The following is a 20,313-nucleotide window of genomic DNA, read 5'->3' on the forward strand; positions in this document are numbered from 1 at the left end:
GTGGGCCCCGGGCGCCGCTACTCTCCACCCCCCCCAAATACACCCCCGCCCCACGCCCGCGGTGCCCGGCTTCGCCCCCGGGGCCTGTTCCATTTCATGGAGATCGACATGTTCGACTGGAACAGAAGCTGCTCCTATGACGAGCAGCAGAAGAGACGTTTTCACACGACAGCCCGTTCACGGCTGAAGAAACTCGCTAACGAACTTGCCCTGCCGCAGGAAGCTTCGACCTGCGCTCGAACAAGGCGGGCATAGCCGTTTCCGGTGAAATTACCCTGCACCATCACCGCGCCTACATCCAGGTCGGCCAGTTCGGTTTGTCCTCAGGTCCGGCATCCTGATCCGCACCTGCAAGGACCGCAAGGACTATACCGGCGGGGCCAACCACTTCGTCGCGCTCGGCATGCTCGACGATATCCCGGCGCTCGCCGCCGCCGTCCGTGCCATCACCGGGGTTGGTCGAGACGCTTCGCCTTCCTCCGAACGACGCGCCGCCTGAACCCTGCAAACCCCATCATCGCCGGTGCACACGCTGGCCGCAGGCTCGGCCAGTCGACAGCCACAACATCACCAAGCACTTGCGACGACGCGGTTCATGCCGCGCGCGGCCGACCCGCGTTCAGGAGAACCCCATGACCGCACATCCACCCTTCAGGAAGGTGCTCGACGGCGTCGCCACCCGCGAGCAGATGTTCCAACTGTTCAGCCGACACAAAGATACTCCCGGCATCGATCTGCTTTCCGGCACTCCCTATTCAGGCGAGTGGTTCCAGATCACCGCGTCAGAATACCATTTCATGCTCGATTTGCTGCCGCCGCTCTTCAAGCGCACCGGCATGTTCGGCATGTCGGAGTTCAAGGCCGGCAACGTGACCAGCGTATTCTTCGCGATCCGGATCCGGGGCCGCGAACGCTGTTTTCATGGCTTTTGCGACCTCACGGATCGGCAATCCCCGGACACAAGATGCGCGCCGCAATCATCGCCCACGAGACCGGCGCGAGCGACAGCATGACCCGCGCGGAAAAGCTCGAGGCGATCTGGAACGCGACGCATCCCGACTTCAGGGGGATCGCCGGCGAGATCAATCCCCACACCTGGCCCGCGGACCACCGTGGCAAACGCGTCGTTCTCGTCAACAACGGTGGCCACGAACGATCCTGAAACTGCTCGAAGACCTGTCGGACGACGAGATCGACAGCCGCTTGCCGGCAACTCGCGCACGAGGCGCCAGGAGGGGAGGAGACAACGATGCGGACCCCCCGTAAACACCCGCCAGGGGCCGGCAAGGACACCTATGGCGTACTCGACCTACACCGCAAGCCTCGGTGCCCCAGATCGCCGCCAATACCGGCGCACGCCCCCAGGAGCGCTAACGGTCGCCGATCTCGTACGTCCCGGCGACACGGTCGCCACCTCCTACAGCACCGGCGGGGTCGTCATCGAGGTGGAAGAGCACTTCTATGCGGCGCCGACGGGCGAGACGCTGTCACACTTCACGATTGTCTATGTGCCGCCCGATCGAACTACAAGGTACCGCGATTCCGATCGTCGCTGGATCAACGAATGTGTCGCCATCGGCGACCGCATCCTAATGCTGTTCGAGGCCAACACGGACGAGGTCTTCGTCCTCAGCCGTGCCCGACCGTCCCAACCTCCGCGATCCAGAACCATCCCAGCCGATGGGCCTTTCCAAAGTAGAGTTCGAGCGCTGGCTGCCGAAGGCGATCGCGGCAGTCGAGAAGGCCAGGGCGATTATCGAAGAACGCCGCGACCTCGCCATAACAGCTAACATCCGACTTGATCTTCGTCAGCTCCCGCGCCGTTTCCGCGTCGATCGCAGCGAGATCGAGATTTCCCTAGATCGAACGCTGCCGCGCGGATTCGCCACGCTTCTTCTTCACCTCGACGATGAAGGGTCGGCTCTGCCGCTTCATTTATTGCACCACCTTCGGATGGGAATCGGTCCGTTGCGGGATCGGGTCACATCTACGCTGGCCAAGGCCTATCGTCCACCCAACGCAACCATCGACCGCGGTGCCGCCCTGGACGGACGCCGATGCGAAAGCCAACTCTCCAGCGTCTCGCTCGCCGATGCAACGCGGGGTTCGGACAGCTCGAATGGCATGCCGAGTTCAACGCTGACAACGATCAGGCGCCCACTGTGCTTACGCCGCGGATCTTCGCAAACCCACAGCATGGTCACCGAAAAAGACGATCGCTGGTCACCCCTCACCATACCGTCATGGTCCAAGACAACGGGGATCCTTGTCCAACGCATGTCTGAATCGATGGCCGCCAATCGATTCACGGCATTGATGGAAATCTGAGATGTCGTTCCCAGCCTATGGAAGGGCCGGCATCTCCCCGTCACCGACCCGCCAGGTCCACGCACCCATCTCCGGCCGGTTCGCGACCATATCCTGCAACGAAGCCTCGAATGTTTCGTCCGCACCGGCGGGGACGACAAAGAGCGCGATCGGCTGCTGCCTGTTCTGGAGCAAAGCGTTGGCGATCGGCTGGTCGGTTTGCAGGTCGTAGCGCAATCCCTTCGCGCTCTTCTCGCGAAGGCGGGCGAGCGCGTCGACCAGCCGCTTCTCCGGAACCGTCTCGTAAGGAATCCAGTTCTCGGACACCACCATCAACGCGACCTCCTCGACAATGGCGAGACCGGCCGGGTTCAATCCGAAGGTCGCGATCACTATCAGATGTGAGCTGGAATCTGCTCCCCACAGCGACAATTCTTTCTCGAAACGTACCGGCAAACGCCGATGTAATGCATCGTCGATGATGAAGGGAAAACCGGGCAGGTGCCTGATGACGAGTTTCTGACCGGAGCGGGCAGGAACAATCTCTTTCACCTCGCCGACCAGGACCAGCAGCTTTCGTGGGCCGGATTTCGGCGGGAGCGCAGGTGCAAGAACCGCATTGCGACGCTGCTCGATCGCTTCCTTGTTCTCGGCGCGAAATGGCTCGGGCACGAACAGGATATCCGCGAGCGGCCCGCCCCTCACCGTCATTTGCCCGGCAGCCTCGAGCAGATGCCAGCGGACATTCCACCAATGTCGCTTGCCAGCCCATCGGGATGTCCAGACCGTCAATTCGGCCTCGTGCCACAGATAATGGAGGAGGCCACGCAGCGACATCCTCCTGGGGTCGGCGGCTACACTGGCGGAGCTCTGGCCAGCAGGCGCGGACGCTGCCCGGCTCCCCGTCTTCGACAGGCTGAAATCGAGTTTCAAAGCCGCCAAGCCGCTTTGCGGATCGAGCTGTATCGCGCTGCCCATCAAGGCGCCCAGGCCGGACAGCTCGTAAGGCGATTCATATGAATCACAGGATGGATCATGCCCGCCGCCGCTCAGCGGCATGCGCTTGATCAGGTGAAGGTCGCCGATGCGGGCGATGTACATCGGGCAGCCCGGCTCGCGGCACAGGCATAGCGGACGCTCGGTGCGGGCATAGGCGTTCGCCAGCGCCGCCTGCAGGTCAGGCGCTGCCTCCTCGTAGACCTCACTGCCAATTCTGAACCGTCGCATCACCTCCGCAGCTCCAGGTCGCCGCCGCATCCCTGTGCGCGCATCAAGTCATGGGTTTGCGCAGAGCGCAACCCGTTTGTTGGATCGGCGCCAGAGGCAGAGGGGAGCGGGGAGAAGCGCGGCCCGGCTGGCGCGGAGAGAGTGCCGGCGCGGGCGCCCCCCCTCTCGCGAAGGACATCTCCATGAACATCGTTTCGACCACACCTGCCGTTGCGCGGACTGCCGCTCCCCTCGACGCGCCGACGCCGGCCTCCATCAACAACGCCCAGGCAATCTATCAAGCGGCAATGCGGCTTCTGCCTTTCCTCGAGCAGGGCAAGCCTGTCACCACCGCCGCACTGCGCACCGCCATGACGACAGGTTTTGGCGGCAGCGATGCGCAAGGGTTCTGGGTCTGGAAGGACGCCTATGAGGCGCTCGAAGTCGCCCAGGTGCTGTTCTTGCGCCGGTTCGGCCCTGCGATCCTGTCCCGGTCCACCACGCCCCAGGCAACGCTGGCGATGATCAAGCGCATCGCCGACCTTCTTCCCACCCATACGCGACGGTCCGACGAGAGCCAGGCCATGCAGCAGCTGTCGACGCCCTTGCCGCTTGCCTTCGTGACAGCGCACGCCGCGGCGATCGCATCTTGCGACCTCGTTCTCGAACCCTCGGCCGGCACCGGTCTGCTCGCCGTCCATGCCGAGATGGCGCGCGCCTCGATCGCCCTCAACGAGCTTGCCGCGACGCGGGCCGATCTCCTCGGCCTGCTGTTTGCGCGCATGCCCGTCTCTCGGCACGACGCTGCCCATATCGACGATCATCTCGAACCTGCGATCAAGCCGTCCGTCGTCTTGATGAATCCGCCCTTCACCGTCGGCGCCTATGTCGACGGCCATGTCGCCGATGCGGCATGGCGGCACCTCTCCTCCGCATTCGCACGCCTGCGTCCGGGCGGGCGCCTGGTCGCCATCACCGGCACCGGGCTGTCTTCGGAAAGCCCCAAATGGCGGCCGGCCTTCGAACGGTTGCAGCAGCAGGGCACCATTGTCTTCACCGCAGCGATCGACGGCCGTGTCTATGCCCGCCATGGCACCACCACTGAGACCCGCCTGACAATTATCGACAAGGTACCGGCCACCGACCCGACCGGCTTCATCCGGTCGCCCGGCAAGGCCGCAGATGTCGAAACGTTGCTCTCCTGGATCACGGATCTGCCGCCCCGGACACCGGGCGGCTTTCCGGATTCGATCGGCGCTCTGTCGCACGGGATCCTGAGGAAGGCAGCAGCGCACATGGGTGCCCGATCGGGGGCGAGAGCCGCACCCCTCGCTGTCTCAACGGCTGCTCCGAAGGCCATCCAACCGTTCCGCCCGATTGCGCAGGCGAAACCCGCCCGCCAGGTCAAGGCAAACAGCACGCCGGCGGTCCCCCTCGCCTATGAGCTACGCGACTGGATGCCGGAGGAGGGCGGCCGGCTCACCGACACGATCTACGAACCCTACGCGCTCCAGTCGATCGACATTCCCCGCGCAAAACCGCATCCGACGCCGCTCGTGCAGTCGGCCGCAATGGCCGCCGTGGCGCCGCCAAAACCTTCCTATCGCCCGCTTCTTCCTGATGAGATCATCGACGAGGGCCTGCTGTCGGACGCCCAGCTCGAAAGCGTCATCTACGCCGGCGAAGCCCATTGCGGCTATCTCGCCGGGACCTGGACGGTCGACGAAACCTGCGATGTCGTCTCGGCCGCGCCAGAAGGTGCTGCGAACGCTGTCCGCTTTCGCCGTGGATGGTTTTTGGGCGATGGAACCGGCTGCGGCAAGGGACGGCAAGTCGCCGGCATCATCCTCGACAATTGGCTGCAGGGCCGCCGCCGTGCAATCTGGATTTCCAAGTCGGACAAATTGCTTGAGGACGCTCAGCGCGATTGGGCGGCACTTGGCCAGGAAAAACTCCTCGTCCAGCCACTGTCGCGCTATCGGCAGGGCACGCCGATCCGCCTTGCCGAGGGCATCCTGTTCACGACCTACGCCACGCTCCGCTCGCAGGAACGGGGAGGCAAGAAATCCCGGATAGCCCAGATCCTCGACTGGGTTGGACAAGAGGCGAGGGCCGAAGGCCCGGCGGGGACTGGAGAGAAGCCGGCGAGGAGGGACGAATGCCCGACGGGGAACAGAGAAAACTCGGCGGGAAGGAACGAAGGCCCGACGGGGATTAAAGAAAGCCAGACAGGGATTGGAGAAAACCAGTCGGGGGCCAAAAAATCTTTCGATGGCGTCATCATCTTTGACGAGGCGCACGCCATGGCCAATGCCGCTGGCGGCAAAAGCGAGCGTGGCGACGTCGCGCTCTCGCAGCAGGGCAGGGCGGGGCTGCGGCTGCAGCACGCCCTTCCCGACGCGCGCGTCGTCTACGTTTCCGCGACCGGTGCGACCGCCGTCGAGAACCTCGCCTATGCGCAGCGTCTCGGCATCTGGGGCAGCGAGGATTTTCCATTCGCCAACCGAGCCGAGTTCGTGGCAGCAATCGAGGACGGCGGTGTCGCGGCGATGGAAGTGCTCGCCCGCGATCTCAAGTCGCTTGGCCTCTATACGGCGCGTTCGCTCTCCTATGACGGTGTCGAATACGACTTGCTCGAGCATGAGCTGACCGACGAGCAGATTCGCATCTACAACGGCTATGCGGACGCCTTCCAGGTCATCCACAACAACCTGACCGCCGCACTCGAGGCGACCAACATCACCAGTGAGTCCGGCACGCTGAACCGCAACGCCAAGGCGGCGGCGCGCTCGGCGTTCGAGAGCACCAAGCAACGTTTTTTCTCGCATTTGATTACCTCGACGATGACGCCGACCCTGATCGGCGCGATCGGACAGGATCTTGCCGATGGCCATTCGGCAGTCGTGCAGATTGTCTCGACGGGCGAAGCGCTGATGGAACGACGCCTTGCCGAGATCCCGACCGAGGAATGGTCGGACCTGCATGTCGACGTCACGCCGCGCGAGTATGTCGGCGGGTACTTGATGCACTCCTTCCCCACCCAGTTGTTCGAGGAATATTCGGACGCCGAAGGCTATGTCTGTTCGCGGCCTGTCCACGACGAAGATGGCAACCCGGTTCAATGCCGGGAGGCGGTTCGCCGGCGCGACGAGATGATCGAAAAACTCGCATCGCTGCCGCCGGTCGGTAGCGCGCTCGATCAGATCATCCATCACTTTGGCGCCGACACCGTCGCCGAGGTGACCGGCCGGTCCCGCCGCATCGTGAAGAAGACCGGCCGCGACGGCATCGACCGGCTTGCCGTCGAGAATCGCCCTGGCTCGGCCAATCTCGCCGAGACCCAGAGCTTTATGGATGACGAGAAGCGCGTGCTGATCTTTTCGGACGCCGGCGGTACCGGCCGTTCGTATCACGCCGATCTCGGGGTCAGGAACCAGAGGCTGCGCAAGCACTATCTGCTCGAGGCCGGCTGGCGCGCGGACAACGCCATCCAGGGTCTCGGGCGGACCCACCGCACAAATCAGAAGCAACCGCCGCTGTTCCGGCCCATGGCCGCCAATGTGAAGGCCGGCAAACGCTTCCTGTCGACGATCGCCAGGCGGCTTGACACGCTGGGCGCGATCACGCGCGGCCAGCGCCAGACCGGCGGGGCAGGGCTGTTCCGTGCCGAGGACAATCTCGAAAGCCCCTACGCGCGGGCCGCACTTCGCCAATTCTACATGCTGCTGCATCAGGGCAGGATCGAGGGCTGCTCGCTCACGACCTTCGAGACCGTGACCGGCCTGTCGCTGACGACTGACGAGGGCGGGCTGCGCGACGAACTGCCGCCGATCACGACCTGGCTCAATCGCCTGCTGGCGCTGCGCATCGAAACCCAGAACCTGCTGTTCGAGGTGTTCGAGCAGTTGATGGCGGCGAAGGTCGAGGGCGCGATCGCTGCCGGCTCCTATGACAAAGGTCTGGAGACGATCACGGCGGAGAGCATCGTCGTCACCGATCGCCGCACCGTCTACTCGCACCCGGTCTCGGGCGCGCAGTCGCATGTGCTGACCGTCGCGCGCAAGGACCGTACACGGCCGCTCAGCCTCGTCGACGCGCTGGCCATCGTCCGGGCGGAACCGCAAGCGGTTCTGTTGGTGAACACGCGATCGAACCGCACGGCGATCCGGGTTCCCACGGCGAGCCTGATGCTCGACGACGGAACCGTCGAACACCGAGTGCGCCTGCTGCGGCCGAACTGCGCTTCGGTCTCGACGCCCTTGCCGAGACCCACTGGCAGCCCGCCGACCGAAAACTGTTCTGCGAGCTGTGGCAGGCAGAAGTCACCGCCGTCCCGGAGTTCACCACCAGCACCTTTCACATCGTGACGGGTCTGCTGTTGCCGATCTGGCGTCGGCTGCCGGATCATGATTGTCAGGTCTACCGGATCCAGACCGATGCCGGCGAACGCATCATCGGTCGTCACATCGCGCCGACTCTTTTCGCGACCATGTTGCACAATCTGGGGTTCGACGATGTACCCAAGCTCGCGCCGGAAGATGCCTGGACCGGGCTTGTCGACGGACGGATCGGACTGCAACTCGCCGATGGCCTGATTCTGCGCCGCAGCCGTATCATGAACGACTACCGTGTCGAATTGATCGGCTTCATCGATGCCATGGTTCCCCGGCTGAAGGCGCTGGGACTGATCGCCGAGATCATCTCCTGGAAGCTCCGGCTGTTCATCCCGACGACCGAGGAAGGGTCCTCCATCCTCGCCTCCCTCTTCGATCGCCACACGCTGGTTGGCGTCACCGACCGTACCTCGGCGGCTTGAGGGGAGGCGATCATGACCGCCTCGGCCTCCGAGCTGGCACGCCGCCTTGGCGATCATGCCGAGGCGGTGTGCCGCGAATATCTCTCCAAGGGCCATCGCTCGGGCAATTACTGGATGGTCGGCGATGTCCGCAACACACGCGGCCGTTCCATGCATGTGCGGCTCAAGGCGGTTGGCGGCAAGGCAGCCGGAAAATGGGTCGACGAGTCATCGGGAGAATATGGCGACCTGCTTGACGTCATCGAGCAGAGCTGTGGTCTGGTCGACTTCCGCGAGGTCGCGGATGAAGCACGTCGCTTCCTCTCCATGCCGCTGCCACCGCCCCAAGCTCCTGACGCGCGGCGCCAGCTAGCCGCGAAACGCGGCTCTCCCGACGCCGCGCGTCGCCTGTTCGGCATGTCCCAGCCGATCGCCGGCACGTTGGCCGAACGCTATCTTGCCGGCCGCGGCATTCTGCTCTCCCCACGTGAGCGTGCCCTGCGCTTCCATCCCGGCTGTTACTACAGAGATCTCGTAACGGGCGAGACGCGGACGCTTCCTGCGCTGATTGCCGCTGTCACCAACCTCAACGGGCAGACCACAGGCCTGCAACGCACCTGGCTCGATGCTTCGGGCAACGGCAAGGCGCAGCTCGCCGATCCCCGCCGCTCGCTCGGGCATCTTCTTGGCAACGCCATATGGCTCGGCCACCAGCCCGGTGCGCCCGTCATGGCCGCCGGCGAGGGGTTCGAGACGATGGCGTCGCTCCGGACGGTGATGCCGGCGCTGCCGGTTGCCGCCGCCACTTCGGCCAATCACCTCGCCGGCCTGACCTTGCCGCCTGGCTGCCGTCGCCTCTACATCGCGGCCGATGCCGATGCCGCCGGCCGGCACGGCATCGAGCGTCTCAGCCAGCGAGCCGGCGAAGCCGGGATCCTCGCCCTGGTGTTGCGGCCGCAGCTCGGCGATTTCAACGACGACCTGCGTCATCTCGGCCCGGCCCATCTCGCGGCATGGCTCAGTGACCAGCTCGTCCCGGAGGATGCCCGTCTCTTCCTGCCGCCCGGATGAATGGGTCGGGCCGGCACGCGGGCCGGCGCGGCGTCGCCGGACAGCCTGCAGACATGGCGGCGCTCCACCAGAGAGGCCGCGCCCGCGGCCTGCCCGAGAGGCGACCCCTGCCACGCCCCGGTCACGGCCGCAACGGCGGCGCCGTCCTCCGCTTGCGCTCCGGCCTTCGGTGCGGCCGCGTCCGGGGCGCGGCCGGGATGCGCTGTCAGGCCGCGATGGGCGCGGCCACAACCGACGGAGACACGCCGTGACCTACGAGCTTCCTCTCGACGACGCCTACGAGCCCTACCACGCCTCCTCGCCGACCGACCGCGTCATCCTCGAACTGCAGATGTACGGCCACCGTCCGCATCAGGACGAACCTGATCCTCGGCCACTTCCCGACGACGAGGTGATCCGGACTGGCCTCGCCGGGATCGTCGAGACCTTGGCCGGCATGCTCGGCGACACCAGGCTCGAACCCGATCTCGACGACCTGCTCTGGTCGTTCGCAAACGTCTTCCACCGTGCCGCCGAGCGCGTCGCCCGCAGCCTCGACCGCAACGAGGAGGCCCAGCGCTTGAGCCAGCAGGAACAGGACGGTTCCGAGGTGAAGTCGGTCGAGCTGGAACGGCTCACCGCCGAGGGCATCACCTACATCGAGCGCCGCAACGTGCTGGAAATCATGCGCGATGAGGCTGCCGACCTCTACGAGGCACAAACCGGATCGGCATGGCGGCCGCGCACCGGCTCCAAGGTCTCCCACCAGGCGATGACCGCTTCGGTGATCGACTCCAGAGACTTCCTCGCCGCCCGCCGCCACGCCGAAACCGAGGTGCTCGTTCCTGCCGGCACCAAGATTGCCTTCGCCGGTGGTCTCGACTGCAACGATCACGACCGGATCTGGAACGCGCTCGACAAGGCCCGCGAGAAGCATCCCGACATGGTCCTGCTCCACGGCGGCAGCCCGCGTGGCGCCGAACGCATCGCCGCCTGCTGGGCCGAGAACCGCAAGGTCACCCAGATCGCCTTCAAGCCGGACTGGACCCGGCACGCCAAGGCGGCTCCGTTCCGCCGCAACGACCAGCTTCTCTCGGTGGTGCCCTACGGCCTGATCGTCTTTCCCGGCTCCGGCATCACCGAGAACCTTGCCGACAAGGCGCGTCGGCTCGGCATCCCCGTGTGGCGGTTCGCGGAGGACGGCGCGTGAGCGCCGTTTTCTTGCAAATCTAGAAAATCCAGATAATATGGAGATCGATAAGGAGTCCAGCCATGTGCCAGTTCACGACGGGGGATCTCAACAAGCAGGTTGGCGACGTCACCGACGTTGCCAGCCGCGAACCCGTTATTCTTACCAAGCACCGGAAACCCCGGTTCGTGCTGATGAGTTACGAGCACTACGAACGGATGCGCATCGGCGGCGATCCCCGCCGCGCATACCGTGTCTCCGAGATGCCGGAGGAACACACGGAACTCTTCGCCGCCGAGATCGACCGATTGGCGCGCGGGGAAGGATACGATGAGGAGCGGTAGATTCCTGCCTGGTCAGGTGATCTCCTACCCGTATCTTTGGGCATGGCAACACGAGCGCGGCGAAACGGAAGACCGCAAGAGCCGGCCCACCTGCGTGGTCATCGCTGTCCGCGGCGCAAGAGATGGCCTGACCCATCTCGCGCTCCTGGCGATAACCACCCAGCCACCAACCAGCGATCGGGTCGGTTTGGAAATCTCCACTATCGAGTGCCGCCGCGCCGGTCTGACCGATCTCAAACGCTGCTGGATCGTGGTTGACGAATACAACTACGATATTGCCGAACGCTCCTGGTACATCGAAGCCGACGGTAAGCCCCTCGGTCGTTTCAGCAAGGCATTCATGATGAAAATCGCAGGCGCCTTTATCGAAGGGCGCAGCGAGGGCCGCCGCGTCAGCCGTCTGGATTGACGTTCTCTTTCGCGGCCATGCGCTCGATCCAGGACGTGAGCCTCTGGCTGGCCGACAAAGACCACTAGCTCCAAGCGCGAAGCGCAACTAGCCAGATGCGCGTAGCGCCTCCGGCAGCTGCAGGATCCGGGCGCGCCGGCCTGCGGCCGGCCGGGCTCTCGTCGCGGCGTCCCGCCGCTTCCCGAGCCAGCTTTGCCGTCTCGGCCTTCGGGTGACGATCCCTCGCGCAGGGCCAGGGGAGAGGGCGGCCGGCGCGGGGCGGGGGACGCGGGAGAGAAGGGAAAGTCACCATGTCGATGATATTCATAGTGGATCACGCGACATATTCGAGCTGCCGGAACCTGCCATCGCTCGCATCGGCGCAATCGTTGCTGCCGAGCACGGCGTGCTGGTTGGCGACGCGCCTGGAGCCGATGCCGAGGCGCAGGGCCTGCTCGCCGGCTACAAGTACGAGCACGTCGGGGTCTTCCATGCCGGCAAGGAACCCCGCAACAATCTGGGCGACTGGGCCGCCTACCATGTTCCTTCTCCTGAAGGAGCTCACGAGCACTGGTTCCACGCCGCCAAGGACCGGGAGATGGTGCGGCGCGCCGACTTTGGGATGATGGTCTGGGACGGCGCATCACCGGGCACGGCCGTCAACGTGCTTCGGCTCGCCATCGCGAACAAGCCGTGCGTCATTTACGATCTGGCCAGGGGCCGGATGGCGACCACGTACAATGTGGAAGACTGGTGCGCGATGCTCCGCCATGCTGATCCGGACATTCGCCGCCAAGCCGAAGCCCGCATGACGCCGGATGAGCGTCTAACGTTGCCAGGATGATGGATGCGGTCCTGCCGACAGGCCCTGCGGGTTCAATCCGATATGTGATCCGGCTCCTCGCCGCCTAACCACTTGTATGAGCGGACGGAGCCGGCCCCTTTCGAAACCGGTCCACGCGCAGAGCCGCGGGGCGTTGTACGGATGGTTCATCTTGACCCGTCTCGCATCTGAAGCGGGTGAAAGTGTGCCGAACATCCTGGCTTGCTTGGTCATCCAACCTGGCTGCGAGGCATCGCCCAGAGGGCGTGAAGTTCGCTGCCAGTCGGCTCCGATCTCGAAACCGCTGTGACGCCATACCGAACGCGCTAGGCGGTTCACGCGCCATGCTGCTGTTTGAGGCATTGACGACGCAGGCGACATGACCCGAGAGGCTGCAGCCTGTTCCTGCGATCCGGCAGCATTGCGTCGGCGGTCAAGCGATGGCGGCCTGAGGTCTTGTCCATCTGCCGCATCCGGGGCCATTCCCGTTTCATGTCGCCTTTGTAGACGACCGCCTGCTTTGTGCGGTCAACCCCCGTTGGGGGTACACTCGGCGAATATTCAGGAAAATTCGATTTCTGTTTTTTGTCTGCGGGCAGGCGAAGGGCCTGCCCGCTATTTTTGGGCAAATAGAATTTTCCAGAATTTTCGCCGAGATGACCGCAGCAGGACGGCCCTCTCCTTTGGCGCCATCGGGAATGGTCCCGATGCAACCGAAGGAGAACTACCATGGCCACCACGATCGCAAACCTCACCACCAAGGCCGACGGCTCGATGGAAGGCGTCTTCGCCACGCTCCGGGTCAATGCCCCGATCACCCTCATCCCGAACACCAACAAGTCGCGCGAGGACGCCCCCGACTACCGGATCGTCAACAAGCGCACGGGCTTCGAGATCGGAGCCGGCTGGCACCGCATCTCCCAGCGTTCGGGCGAGGAATACCTCTCGGTCAAGCTGGAGGCCCCCGAGATCGGCGTCATCTTCGGCAATCTCGCTCCCGCCCCGGGTGGCGAGGAAAACAAGAAGGTCATCCTCTGGAACAACCCCCAGTGAGGCATTGGTGGCCGGCCCCTCGAGGGGCCGGCTTCCCCACCGGCAAAAGGAGGTTGCAATGAGCCGCTACACCATCACTGTCACTGGCACCGTCACCGGAAAAGTCCGCTCGGATCCAGACGCTGTCATCGGTTACGACCCACCGCTTCGCACCTACTTCCTGCAAGCGTTCCCCCACGAAGTGACCGACGAGTCCGCGCTCTGGCTTGGCACCCGCGATCACGCGTCCGAAGCGCTTGAGGATCTTCGCCATGCAGCCATCTCACACGGCTACGACTTCATGCCGCTGTCGCCCAAACTGACCGCAAAGCTGGTCGACGACAAAGCGGCAGCCAGCGGGCGTCCGGTGCGAGACGCAATCCTCGGCGAGGTGCTGAAACACCTCAACCAACCCAAGTAGGCAAACACGTCTCAAGGGCCCGCGACGGAGTGCTCCGTCGCGGGCCCTTTTTTTGCGCGTCGCAAAAGAGCCACGAACATCACCCGTCGCGGCATGCGATAGCGACTCCCGACCGCTGATTATTCCTTCGGCAGTTTGTGCTTATGAATGCGGATATAATCCTGCACAGCCTTTCGCAGCAGTTCGGTCATGCTGTGCCCGTTGCTGATCGCCAGCAACTTGAACTGCCGCTGCTCCGCAGCCGTCAGGTAGTAACCGCAGCGGATCATCTCCTCCTCGCGAATCTTCTTTCCGGCGATGGGGTCCTTTTTCTGACCCTGCCGCAGCAGCTTGCGAAAATCGGGCCCGGCTGCCGGGGACGGCTTTGTCGGTTCCTGCATCTGTGGCGTAGCTTGCTGCCTGGTCCCTGACGTCTCGACCTTTGGTGGGATGAACAGGCTCGGCAGCGCTGGCGGCTGCGTGGAGATGGCCTTCATCATGCGGGCTTTCTTGTCGTCACCGGGTTTCGGCGCGGTTTCTTCACTCATGCCGCGTTCCTTGTGGCTTCGATGAAGGTTTGCAGAAGGTCGTCAAAGACCCCTTCGCTCTCGGCAACCGCCTTCGCGTCAGGCAGCTCGGGGCTGTAAAGGGTCTGCCCGGTCTGAAGGTCGCGGTAGGCAACGCGATTGTGCAGGACGTGTTCTGCAATGGGCGTGCCGTTGGCCTGGATGATGGCGCGCAGTTCGGTCAGAGCTCGCGCCCTGCCATCGATGATGGTCTGCTTGGTCAGCACGAATATCGCTGGCAACGGTCTCCCCCGGCTCTCGACCGCCAGTGGGATGTAGTGGTCGGTGATCTGGATGGCGGCGGTCACATCGTCGAGGGCAAAATAGACCGGCACGACGACAATATCGGCGGCGAAGAGCCCGGCCATGAGGTTATCGTTTGTGGTGCCTTCCGTATCGATCAAGACGACCGAGCGTTCACCGTTGTGAGTGGCTGCCGCGCGGAGGATTTCCTGCGGGGTCATCGCGCTCACTATCTGGAGCGTGTCAGGACAATTGCCAGCGTCGCCCAGCATCTGGAACCAGCGATTCATGTTCTGCCGCCGATCGCCGTCGATAAGGGTGACCGAATAGCCCCGATGCAGCGCGACGGATGCGAGGGCGCGCAGCATCGTCGATTTGCCAGTGCCGCCCTTGGGGATCGCAGCGGATATGATCATGGGGGCCTCCTTCCGGCGTTGTCTCCTTGTTTCCATGTTAACATGGAAACAAGTCAACATGGAACAATATCACGGTCGAGACATGGTGACATAGTCAACGGGGAAGACTGGTTTGGCAACCCAGGCGCGCACCAATAAGGGCTCGTTCACGGTGCGGTTTTTGCGCAGCTGCTATCTGCAGCGAAGGAATAGGTCCGGTGGCCCATCGACTGCGCATTTCCGACTACGCATTTCCGACTACGCATCAGAGGGCGGATGTTTCCATGTTAACATGGAAACAAGTCCTCAACGCATCATAGACACACTACATCAAGTCACGATGGAAACACATCGCGACCGGCCCGCTGCGGTTGACAACTGGGCTGGTGAGAAAGGAACGTCGGCTTTGTCCTTTTCCATCTCCTCTGGCAGGATAGCCTATTTTGTGATACACACAAAATAGGCGGCGCGGCCCTGTCGGGCCTTAGCGCCCGCAAGCGGGCTTGAGAGATGGATGCAGGCGCCCAGAAAGCAGCGGTACAGAACGCGTCACGACGCTACGGCGAGGTGACGCACATCCGGTTTTCGGCTGACGAGCTGGCCAACCTTAAAGCCATTGCGGAGCGAGACGGCGTTACCGTCAGCGAGGTCGTCCGGCGTCTGGTGCGGGCAGAGGTCGGGCATCTGCCTATCGCATCAGAGGCGTTGCGGCCGGCGATCGTGGACATGACCGATCAGCTGCGGCGCGTTGGCATCAATTTCAATCAGGCCGTGCGCGCCATGAACGACGGCCGTGTTGCCCACGATGAGGATCTTGAACAGGCGCTGGTCGCCGTGGGCAACCTGGTGCGGCAGTTTCGCGAGGAACTGAAGGCGATGACTGGCGGGTCACGCAAGGCGAGGGAGGCCAGGCCATGAGCGGTCGTCTTGCTGGCTACGCGGCCGAAATCGAACGCTATCTGCGGGGCGAGTCCGGCGTGAAGCGTGAGGAGCTCGACGACGACAAGTCCGTGACGGGCGTCCGACGCGCGGCCGGTGAATTCCAGGTGATGAAGAGTTATGAGCGGACCGGTGGCGGCGGACGCCTCGGGCAAGGAGGCGGCTCGACGGCAGGTGGCGGCAGGAGCGCCCATTGTTCGTCGCCGGGAGGATTGGGGGCGGCGGGGAGCTCCATGTCCAGCAGGGCACCGAAGTCCACTGCTGCTGCGAGTTCGCCCAAGGCCGCTAGCGCGCCGATCATGATCTATGGCGTCACGCTCGCCGGTTTCCGGCCGGAAGAGGAGGAGGAAGACTGGAAGCGGCGCGGCGGCGGTGGTCGTGGTGCTGTTCGTCCGAGCGGTACGGCACGAGCGGCGCGGACGGGCTATCAGGCGCGGGCCGTGGCGGCACGGGCAGGCTATGCGGCGGGCGCGCAGCCTGCCGTGTTCAAGGTCATGCCCAATCCGCCATCGACCAAGGAAGCTGCCGCCCGGCTGCTCAATTACATCGGGAAGCGCGAGGACGAAAAAGGCGAGAAACACGACATCGAGATTTTCGACGAGGACGGGCAGGTGCTTGCGACAGGTGCCGCAAGAAAGGCGTTCCTGGAATCGTTTTGCGAGACGTTCGAACCGCCCTTGGAAAACACCAATTTTATCGAGGTTCGCTTCGATCTCGCTAGCGAGGTCACCGATGCCGCCTTGAGCGAGGCGCTGAGCAAGGCCTTCGGGGCAAAACCGTTCATCTATGCGCAGGATGGACAGACGGTGGAGGTTTACGCGCATACCGATGAGCGGGCCGGACCGCTTGCCAAGGTGCTCGCCGGCGGTCGGGAAAAAAATTCGCGCAGCAAGGCGCTCGACAAGATCGAAGCGCGCCTGTCTGAAGCCATGGGCGAGGCGGGGGTGGTCGCCAAGGCAGAGGTAACGGCGGCCGTGAGCCGTGAACCCAAAGCGAAATATTTCCTGCAGAAGTTCATCCGCACCCACAGCCACATCCGCCACGCAAATGGCGAGCCTGTGCCTGCTGTGAAAAGCTCCACCAAGGCGGCGGCTTCGATCTATGAACAATGGCGCCCGCAGTTTTCGGGGCGTGAGCGGCGCAATGCCTATCACCTGCTTTTCTCGGCAAGAGCCGGCACCGATGCCAACGCCGTCATGGCTGCGGCGCGCGCCGTGCTCGAGGAGCGAGCGCCAGGATACAAGTTCGTCCTGGCGCATCACAAGGACACCAAGCACGTCCATATCCATGCGATGGTGCAGGCACGCTCTGCCGACGGCGAGCGCCTCAAATTCAACAAGCCAGATCTGGTGGCCTGGCGCGAGGCCTTTGCTGAAAAGGCACGCGAGAACGGCATTGCGATGGTGGCGACGCGGCGCATGGACCATGCGATGACGCGTCCGTTCACGAAGGAGCATGCCGGAGCCTACAGCCGCGCCCAGAGCGATCCGCGCTACCAGGTCAGCGCCAGGACGATCGAGCGGGTGGAGGCCAAGCGGCAACGCCGTTTGGATGGGCAATCCCTTGTCGTGAACGGCGATGCTATCGCTGCCGCATGGCAAAAGACTGTGACGACGATGCGGGCCGCGGGCGTAGTCGGTCAGGCTCTCACGGCAGCGGAGTCGATCGGCAACAATTTTCTGCAGTTCCGTCGCGACCGGACAGGGGAGGGGCAGCCAGGTCCTGCCGCGGGTCGCGGAGCTGATCAATCGGGGCAAAAGTCTTTCCTGTCCCATCCCGGTATGAGAGAATTGAATGCACTGCTAGGAGATTTGAACATGGCGCAAACCCCCTTGGAAATGCGGCGTCAGATGGCCCGCGTCAATCAGGCTCTGGACAACATGCGCGAGACGCTGCCGCCGGCCCATCAAGGACAGTTCGAACAGTATCGTGAAGAGGTGAACGACAAGATGCACGACCGTCTCGCGCGGCTACAATTCGAGCGGCAGCAGCAGCGTCGTGGTGGTGGCGGTGGCGAGCCGATCCCCGAGCGCGAGCCGCGAGGGCGAGACCTTCCAACTCGAGACGATCCCCGCGAGCCGGAGCAGCCGCGCACCGGCGCCGAGCAGGAGAAGGTGGCAGCCAAGCAGAAGGACGCCAACAAACAGAAGGCACGGCAGTCGGAAGAGCAGGACCGCAAGACCCAGCGCTCAAATGATAACGATTACGAGCGCTGAGCCGAGCTCACTGCCGCCTGCGGCTAAAGAGACCGAGAGTGTTAGTGACCTCATGTGCCGAGGCCCATTTGGCGCCTACGAGATTCAGGATGATGGCCACGCAGATCTCACGCCGCGCATGATCTTGAAATCTGCTTTGTGCCGCATTGCAGGATGGACCGAAGCTAAGGCTGTGACAGGCTGGTTTTCAGGTCCGTCCAGGTAACCGCAGCGCCATTGGATCGATCGGTGACGGGCTCGAAGCCCGGTCGTAAGTTTGCTGATGGGTTAGGGTCCGGACTCATAACCGTCGGTCGACTGCGCTGGCGGCTCTGGTTGCCGTTAATCGCGGGGCGCTGAGCGGGGCTCGATAGGATCAACCGAACCTGCGATACTCAAGGCAATCTGTTGGAGTGATGATGCGCATCGTAACCCGTCTCACTGATCGGCTTAAACTGCAGCATCCGATCATCAGCGCGCCGATGGCATTCGCATCGGGCGGGGAACTCGCAGGTGCGGTCAGTTCAGCCGGAGGGCTTGGTCTTATCGGCGGCGGCTATGGCGACGCTGATTGGCTGACGCGAGAGTTCGAGCGATCTGGCAACCGACCTGTCGGCTGCGGCTTCATAACTTGGTCACTCGCCAGGAACCCGCGCCTGCTCGATAAGGCCTTGGAGCGGCGACCAAGTGCGATTTTCCTATCCTTTGGCGACCCGGCGCCTTTTTCGCCGGCGATACGGGCCGCCGGGGTCCCCTTGATCTGCCAGGTCCAGAGCCTCGACGACGCGCGCCGCGCTCTTGATGCCGGAGCCGACATTGTCGTCGCCCAAGGCGCGGAAGCCGGCGGTCACGGTGAGAAGCGAGCGACATTCACATTTGTTCCGGAGGTCGCGAACTTGGTACGGCGACGGGCGCCGGACACGCTCATCTGCGCGGCCGGTGGCATCGCCGATGGTCGTGGGCTTGCAGCGGCGCTGATGCTTGGCGCTGATGGCGTCGTGATGGGATCACGTTTCTGGGCCTCGTTGGAGGCTCTCGTTCATCCAAATCTGCACCAGGCTGCCCTTGCCGCGACCGGAGACGACACGGTTCGAACCTCGGTGATGGACCTAGCGCGCCGCCTGGATTGGCCATCGCGGTTTTCACTGCGCGTTCGGAAGAATGCTTTTACGGAAGCCTGGCACGGCAATGAGGCCCATCTCCTCGCCGACATTGACGCGCAGTCCGCTGCCTACCGGGAAGCGTGGGCAAGCGGCGATCCCACAATAGCCGCGATCATGATTGGTGAGGCCGCCGGCCTCATCCACGACATCGAGCCGGCGAGTGACATACTCCTTCGCACCGTTTCTGAAGCGATCACCCTGCTTCAGGGCGCAAGTTCGCTTCTGTTTGTCGAGGACAACTGTCACAGCCAGTAACTGACCGTAGCGGCTAGGCAGACGGCAGCGAGGAAGTTCGTGGCCGATCGATCGTATCTGGTGGCGATGCGGCGGAAATCCTTGAGCCGTCCGAACATGCGCTCGATGGCGTTGCGATCACGGTAGAGGAACGGGGAGAAGCAGTTCTTCCAGCGCCGGTTGGCTTCGGCGGAATGTTCGGCATCGCCCCTTTAGCCTAGACCTGTGGCGAATGGCATTGGTATCATAGCCCTTGTCGGCGTGCAGGATCGGGCTCTTGGGCATCTGCTCCAGAAGCAAATCTCCGGCGCTGCAATCGGCGACCTGGCCACCGGTCAAGAGGAAAGCGATCGGGCGGCACAGGCCATCGGTCAGGGCGTGGATCTTCGTGGTTCGCCCACCGCGCGACCGGCCGATCGCCTGATTTTGCTCCCCCCTTTGCCGCCAGAAGCGCAGCGATGCGCCTTCACGGCCGAAGAGTCGATCAGGACCTCAGCCGGAGGACCGCCAGCCGAGGCCAGGGCGTGGAAGATGTCGACCCAAACGCCTTTGGCAGCCCATCGGACAAAGCTATTGTAGAGCGTCTTTCTCGGCCCGTAGACTTGCGGGGCATCGACCCAGCGGCCGCCGGACTTGAGGACATGGACGATGCCGCTAATCGCTCGGCGGTCATCGACTCTTGGCTTGCCGCGCGTGTCGGTTGGCAGCAGCGCCTGCGGCCGCGAAACCTGCTCCTCCGTCAGCCAGAAATAATCGCGATTCATTTGTGGCCTCCCTTTGGAGACCGTGACTCATAAAACCACCGTCAGTGGAATCCCTTTATGGGTCCGGATCCTAGCCTGAAAAATTCATGGGGGTTGGTGGATGTGGCGCAAGCCGTTGAAATGACGTAGGATTTGGTTGCCTAAGCCGATCCGAACCATTTCCCGGAGACCACACCCACCATGAACGATCTTGCGCTGCCGCTGAGCGGTTTGTCATCAGTCGGCGGCAAGTCCGTCGTCGCCCGTTTCGACGGCGGCATGCTGTCGTCCAACAGCGGCG

At 63.6% G+C, this 20,313-nt stretch carries 18 protein-coding genes and 1 pseudogene; 15 read left to right on the top strand and 4 right to left on the bottom strand.

From position 1 onward, the window contains the following. Positions 1-632: 632 nt before the first annotated feature. The 3 genes from NKI79_RS31890 (at position 633) to NKI79_RS31900 (ending at position 2,328) form a co-directional block, all read left to right on the top strand. Positions 633-1,013, top strand: coding sequence for a DUF1419 domain-containing protein (locus NKI79_RS31890; RefSeq protein WP_352516378.1), 381 nt, complete (start codon positions 633-635; stop codon positions 1,011-1,013). After that, the gene (locus tag NKI79_RS31895) at positions 1,010-1,162 is read left to right on the top strand and encodes a hypothetical protein (RefSeq protein ID WP_352468584.1); all 153 of its coding nucleotides are present in this window, start codon (positions 1,010-1,012) and stop codon (positions 1,160-1,162) included. Before NKI79_RS31890 ends, NKI79_RS31895 begins: the two co-directional genes overlap by 4 nt. Positions 1,163-1,680: 518 nt before the next feature. After that, a complete protein-coding gene (locus tag NKI79_RS31900) occupies positions 1,681-2,328 on the top strand; it encodes a hypothetical protein (protein ID WP_352622180.1) in 648 nt (215 codons plus the stop codon). Between the two features lie 15 nt (positions 2,329-2,343). On the opposite strand, the gene NKI79_RS31905 is transcribed toward NKI79_RS31900, so the two are convergent. Beyond that, positions 2,344-3,534, bottom strand: coding sequence for a DUF1173 domain-containing protein (locus NKI79_RS31905; protein ID WP_352807215.1), 1,191 nt, complete (start codon positions 3,532-3,534; stop codon positions 2,344-2,346). Between the two features lie 182 nt (positions 3,535-3,716). Between NKI79_RS31905 and NKI79_RS31910 the strand changes: the two genes are divergently transcribed. From NKI79_RS31910 to NKI79_RS31950, 9 genes are all read left to right on the top strand, one after another. Beyond that, on the top strand, positions 3,717-7,880 hold the full coding sequence (locus tag NKI79_RS31910) for a strawberry notch-like NTP hydrolase domain-containing protein (protein ID WP_352622182.1): 4,164 nt from the start codon (positions 3,717-3,719) through the stop codon (positions 7,878-7,880). Next, positions 7,877-8,329, top strand: a complete 453-nt coding sequence (locus NKI79_RS31915) for a hypothetical protein (protein ID WP_352622184.1) — start codon at positions 7,877-7,879, stop codon at positions 8,327-8,329. The genes NKI79_RS31910 and NKI79_RS31915 overlap by 4 nt, the downstream gene beginning before the upstream one ends. Before the next feature lie 12 nt (positions 8,330-8,341). After that, positions 8,342-9,379, top strand: coding sequence for a DUF7146 domain-containing protein (locus NKI79_RS31920; RefSeq protein ID WP_352468580.1), 1,038 nt, complete (start codon positions 8,342-8,344; stop codon positions 9,377-9,379). 247 nt (positions 9,380-9,626) lie between these two features. Continuing rightward, on the top strand, positions 9,627-10,568 hold the full coding sequence (locus NKI79_RS31925; protein ID WP_352468579.1) for a DUF2493 domain-containing protein: 942 nt from the start codon (positions 9,627-9,629) through the stop codon (positions 10,566-10,568). 62 nt (positions 10,569-10,630) lie between these two features. Next, on the top strand, positions 10,631-10,891 hold the full coding sequence (locus NKI79_RS31930) for a type II toxin-antitoxin system prevent-host-death family antitoxin (RefSeq protein ID WP_352807219.1): 261 nt from the start codon (positions 10,631-10,633) through the stop codon (positions 10,889-10,891). After that, entirely contained in the window at positions 10,878-11,300 is a 423-nt protein-coding gene (locus NKI79_RS31935; protein WP_031195560.1) for a hypothetical protein, read from the top strand. Before NKI79_RS31930 ends, NKI79_RS31935 begins: the two co-directional genes overlap by 14 nt. Positions 11,301-11,685: 385 nt before the next feature. Further along, on the top strand, positions 11,686-12,123 hold the full coding sequence (locus NKI79_RS31940) for a hypothetical protein (RefSeq protein ID WP_352807222.1): 438 nt from the start codon (positions 11,686-11,688) through the stop codon (positions 12,121-12,123). A 708-nt stretch (positions 12,124-12,831) separates the two neighbouring features. Then, positions 12,832-13,155, top strand: a complete 324-nt coding sequence (locus NKI79_RS31945) for a DUF736 domain-containing protein (RefSeq protein WP_006205585.1) — start codon at positions 12,832-12,834, stop codon at positions 13,153-13,155. 58 nt (positions 13,156-13,213) lie between these two features. Continuing rightward, positions 13,214-13,555, top strand: coding sequence for a hypothetical protein (locus NKI79_RS31950; RefSeq protein ID WP_352468575.1), 342 nt, complete (start codon positions 13,214-13,216; stop codon positions 13,553-13,555). A gap of 119 nt (positions 13,556-13,674) precedes the next feature. Here the strand turns inward: NKI79_RS31950 and NKI79_RS31955 are convergent, their stop codons facing one another. Together NKI79_RS31955 and NKI79_RS31960 are read right to left on the bottom strand one after the other, a co-directional pair. Next, entirely contained in the window at positions 13,675-14,082 is a 408-nt protein-coding gene (locus tag NKI79_RS31955) for a hypothetical protein (protein ID WP_352468574.1), read from the bottom strand. Continuing rightward, positions 14,079-14,819, bottom strand: coding sequence for a nucleotide-binding protein (locus tag NKI79_RS31960; protein WP_352518112.1), 741 nt, complete (start codon positions 14,817-14,819; stop codon positions 14,079-14,081). The genes NKI79_RS31955 and NKI79_RS31960 overlap by 4 nt, the downstream gene beginning before the upstream one ends. Before the next feature lie 429 nt (positions 14,820-15,248). Between NKI79_RS31960 and NKI79_RS31965 the strand changes: the two genes are divergently transcribed. The 3 genes from NKI79_RS31965 (at position 15,249) to NKI79_RS31975 (ending at position 19,290) form a co-directional block, all read left to right on the top strand. After that, positions 15,249-15,656: a hypothetical protein gene (locus NKI79_RS31965; protein WP_023723225.1), complete on the top strand. Its 408-nt coding sequence runs from the start codon at positions 15,249-15,251 to the stop codon at positions 15,654-15,656. Then, positions 15,653-17,893 (top strand): relaxase/mobilization nuclease domain-containing protein, encoded by a 2,241-nt coding sequence (locus tag NKI79_RS31970; RefSeq protein ID WP_352622188.1) that lies wholly within the window; start codon positions 15,653-15,655, stop codon positions 17,891-17,893. Before NKI79_RS31965 ends, NKI79_RS31970 begins: the two co-directional genes overlap by 4 nt. Before the next feature lie 398 nt (positions 17,894-18,291). Next, positions 18,292-19,290: an NAD(P)H-dependent flavin oxidoreductase gene (locus NKI79_RS31975; RefSeq protein ID WP_036246111.1), complete on the top strand. Its 999-nt coding sequence runs from the start codon at positions 18,292-18,294 to the stop codon at positions 19,288-19,290. Here the strand turns inward: NKI79_RS31975 and NKI79_RS31980 are convergent. Further along, positions 19,278-20,033 (bottom strand): annotated as a pseudogene (locus tag NKI79_RS31980) (IS5 family transposase). The gene NKI79_RS31975 and the pseudogene NKI79_RS31980 overlap by 13 nt on opposite strands. Positions 20,034-20,313: the final 280 nt, after the last annotated feature.

Source organism: Mesorhizobium sp. M0340 (genome assembly GCF_040321535.1).
In the GTDB taxonomy this organism is placed as follows: Bacteria; Pseudomonadota; Alphaproteobacteria; order Rhizobiales; family Rhizobiaceae; genus Mesorhizobium.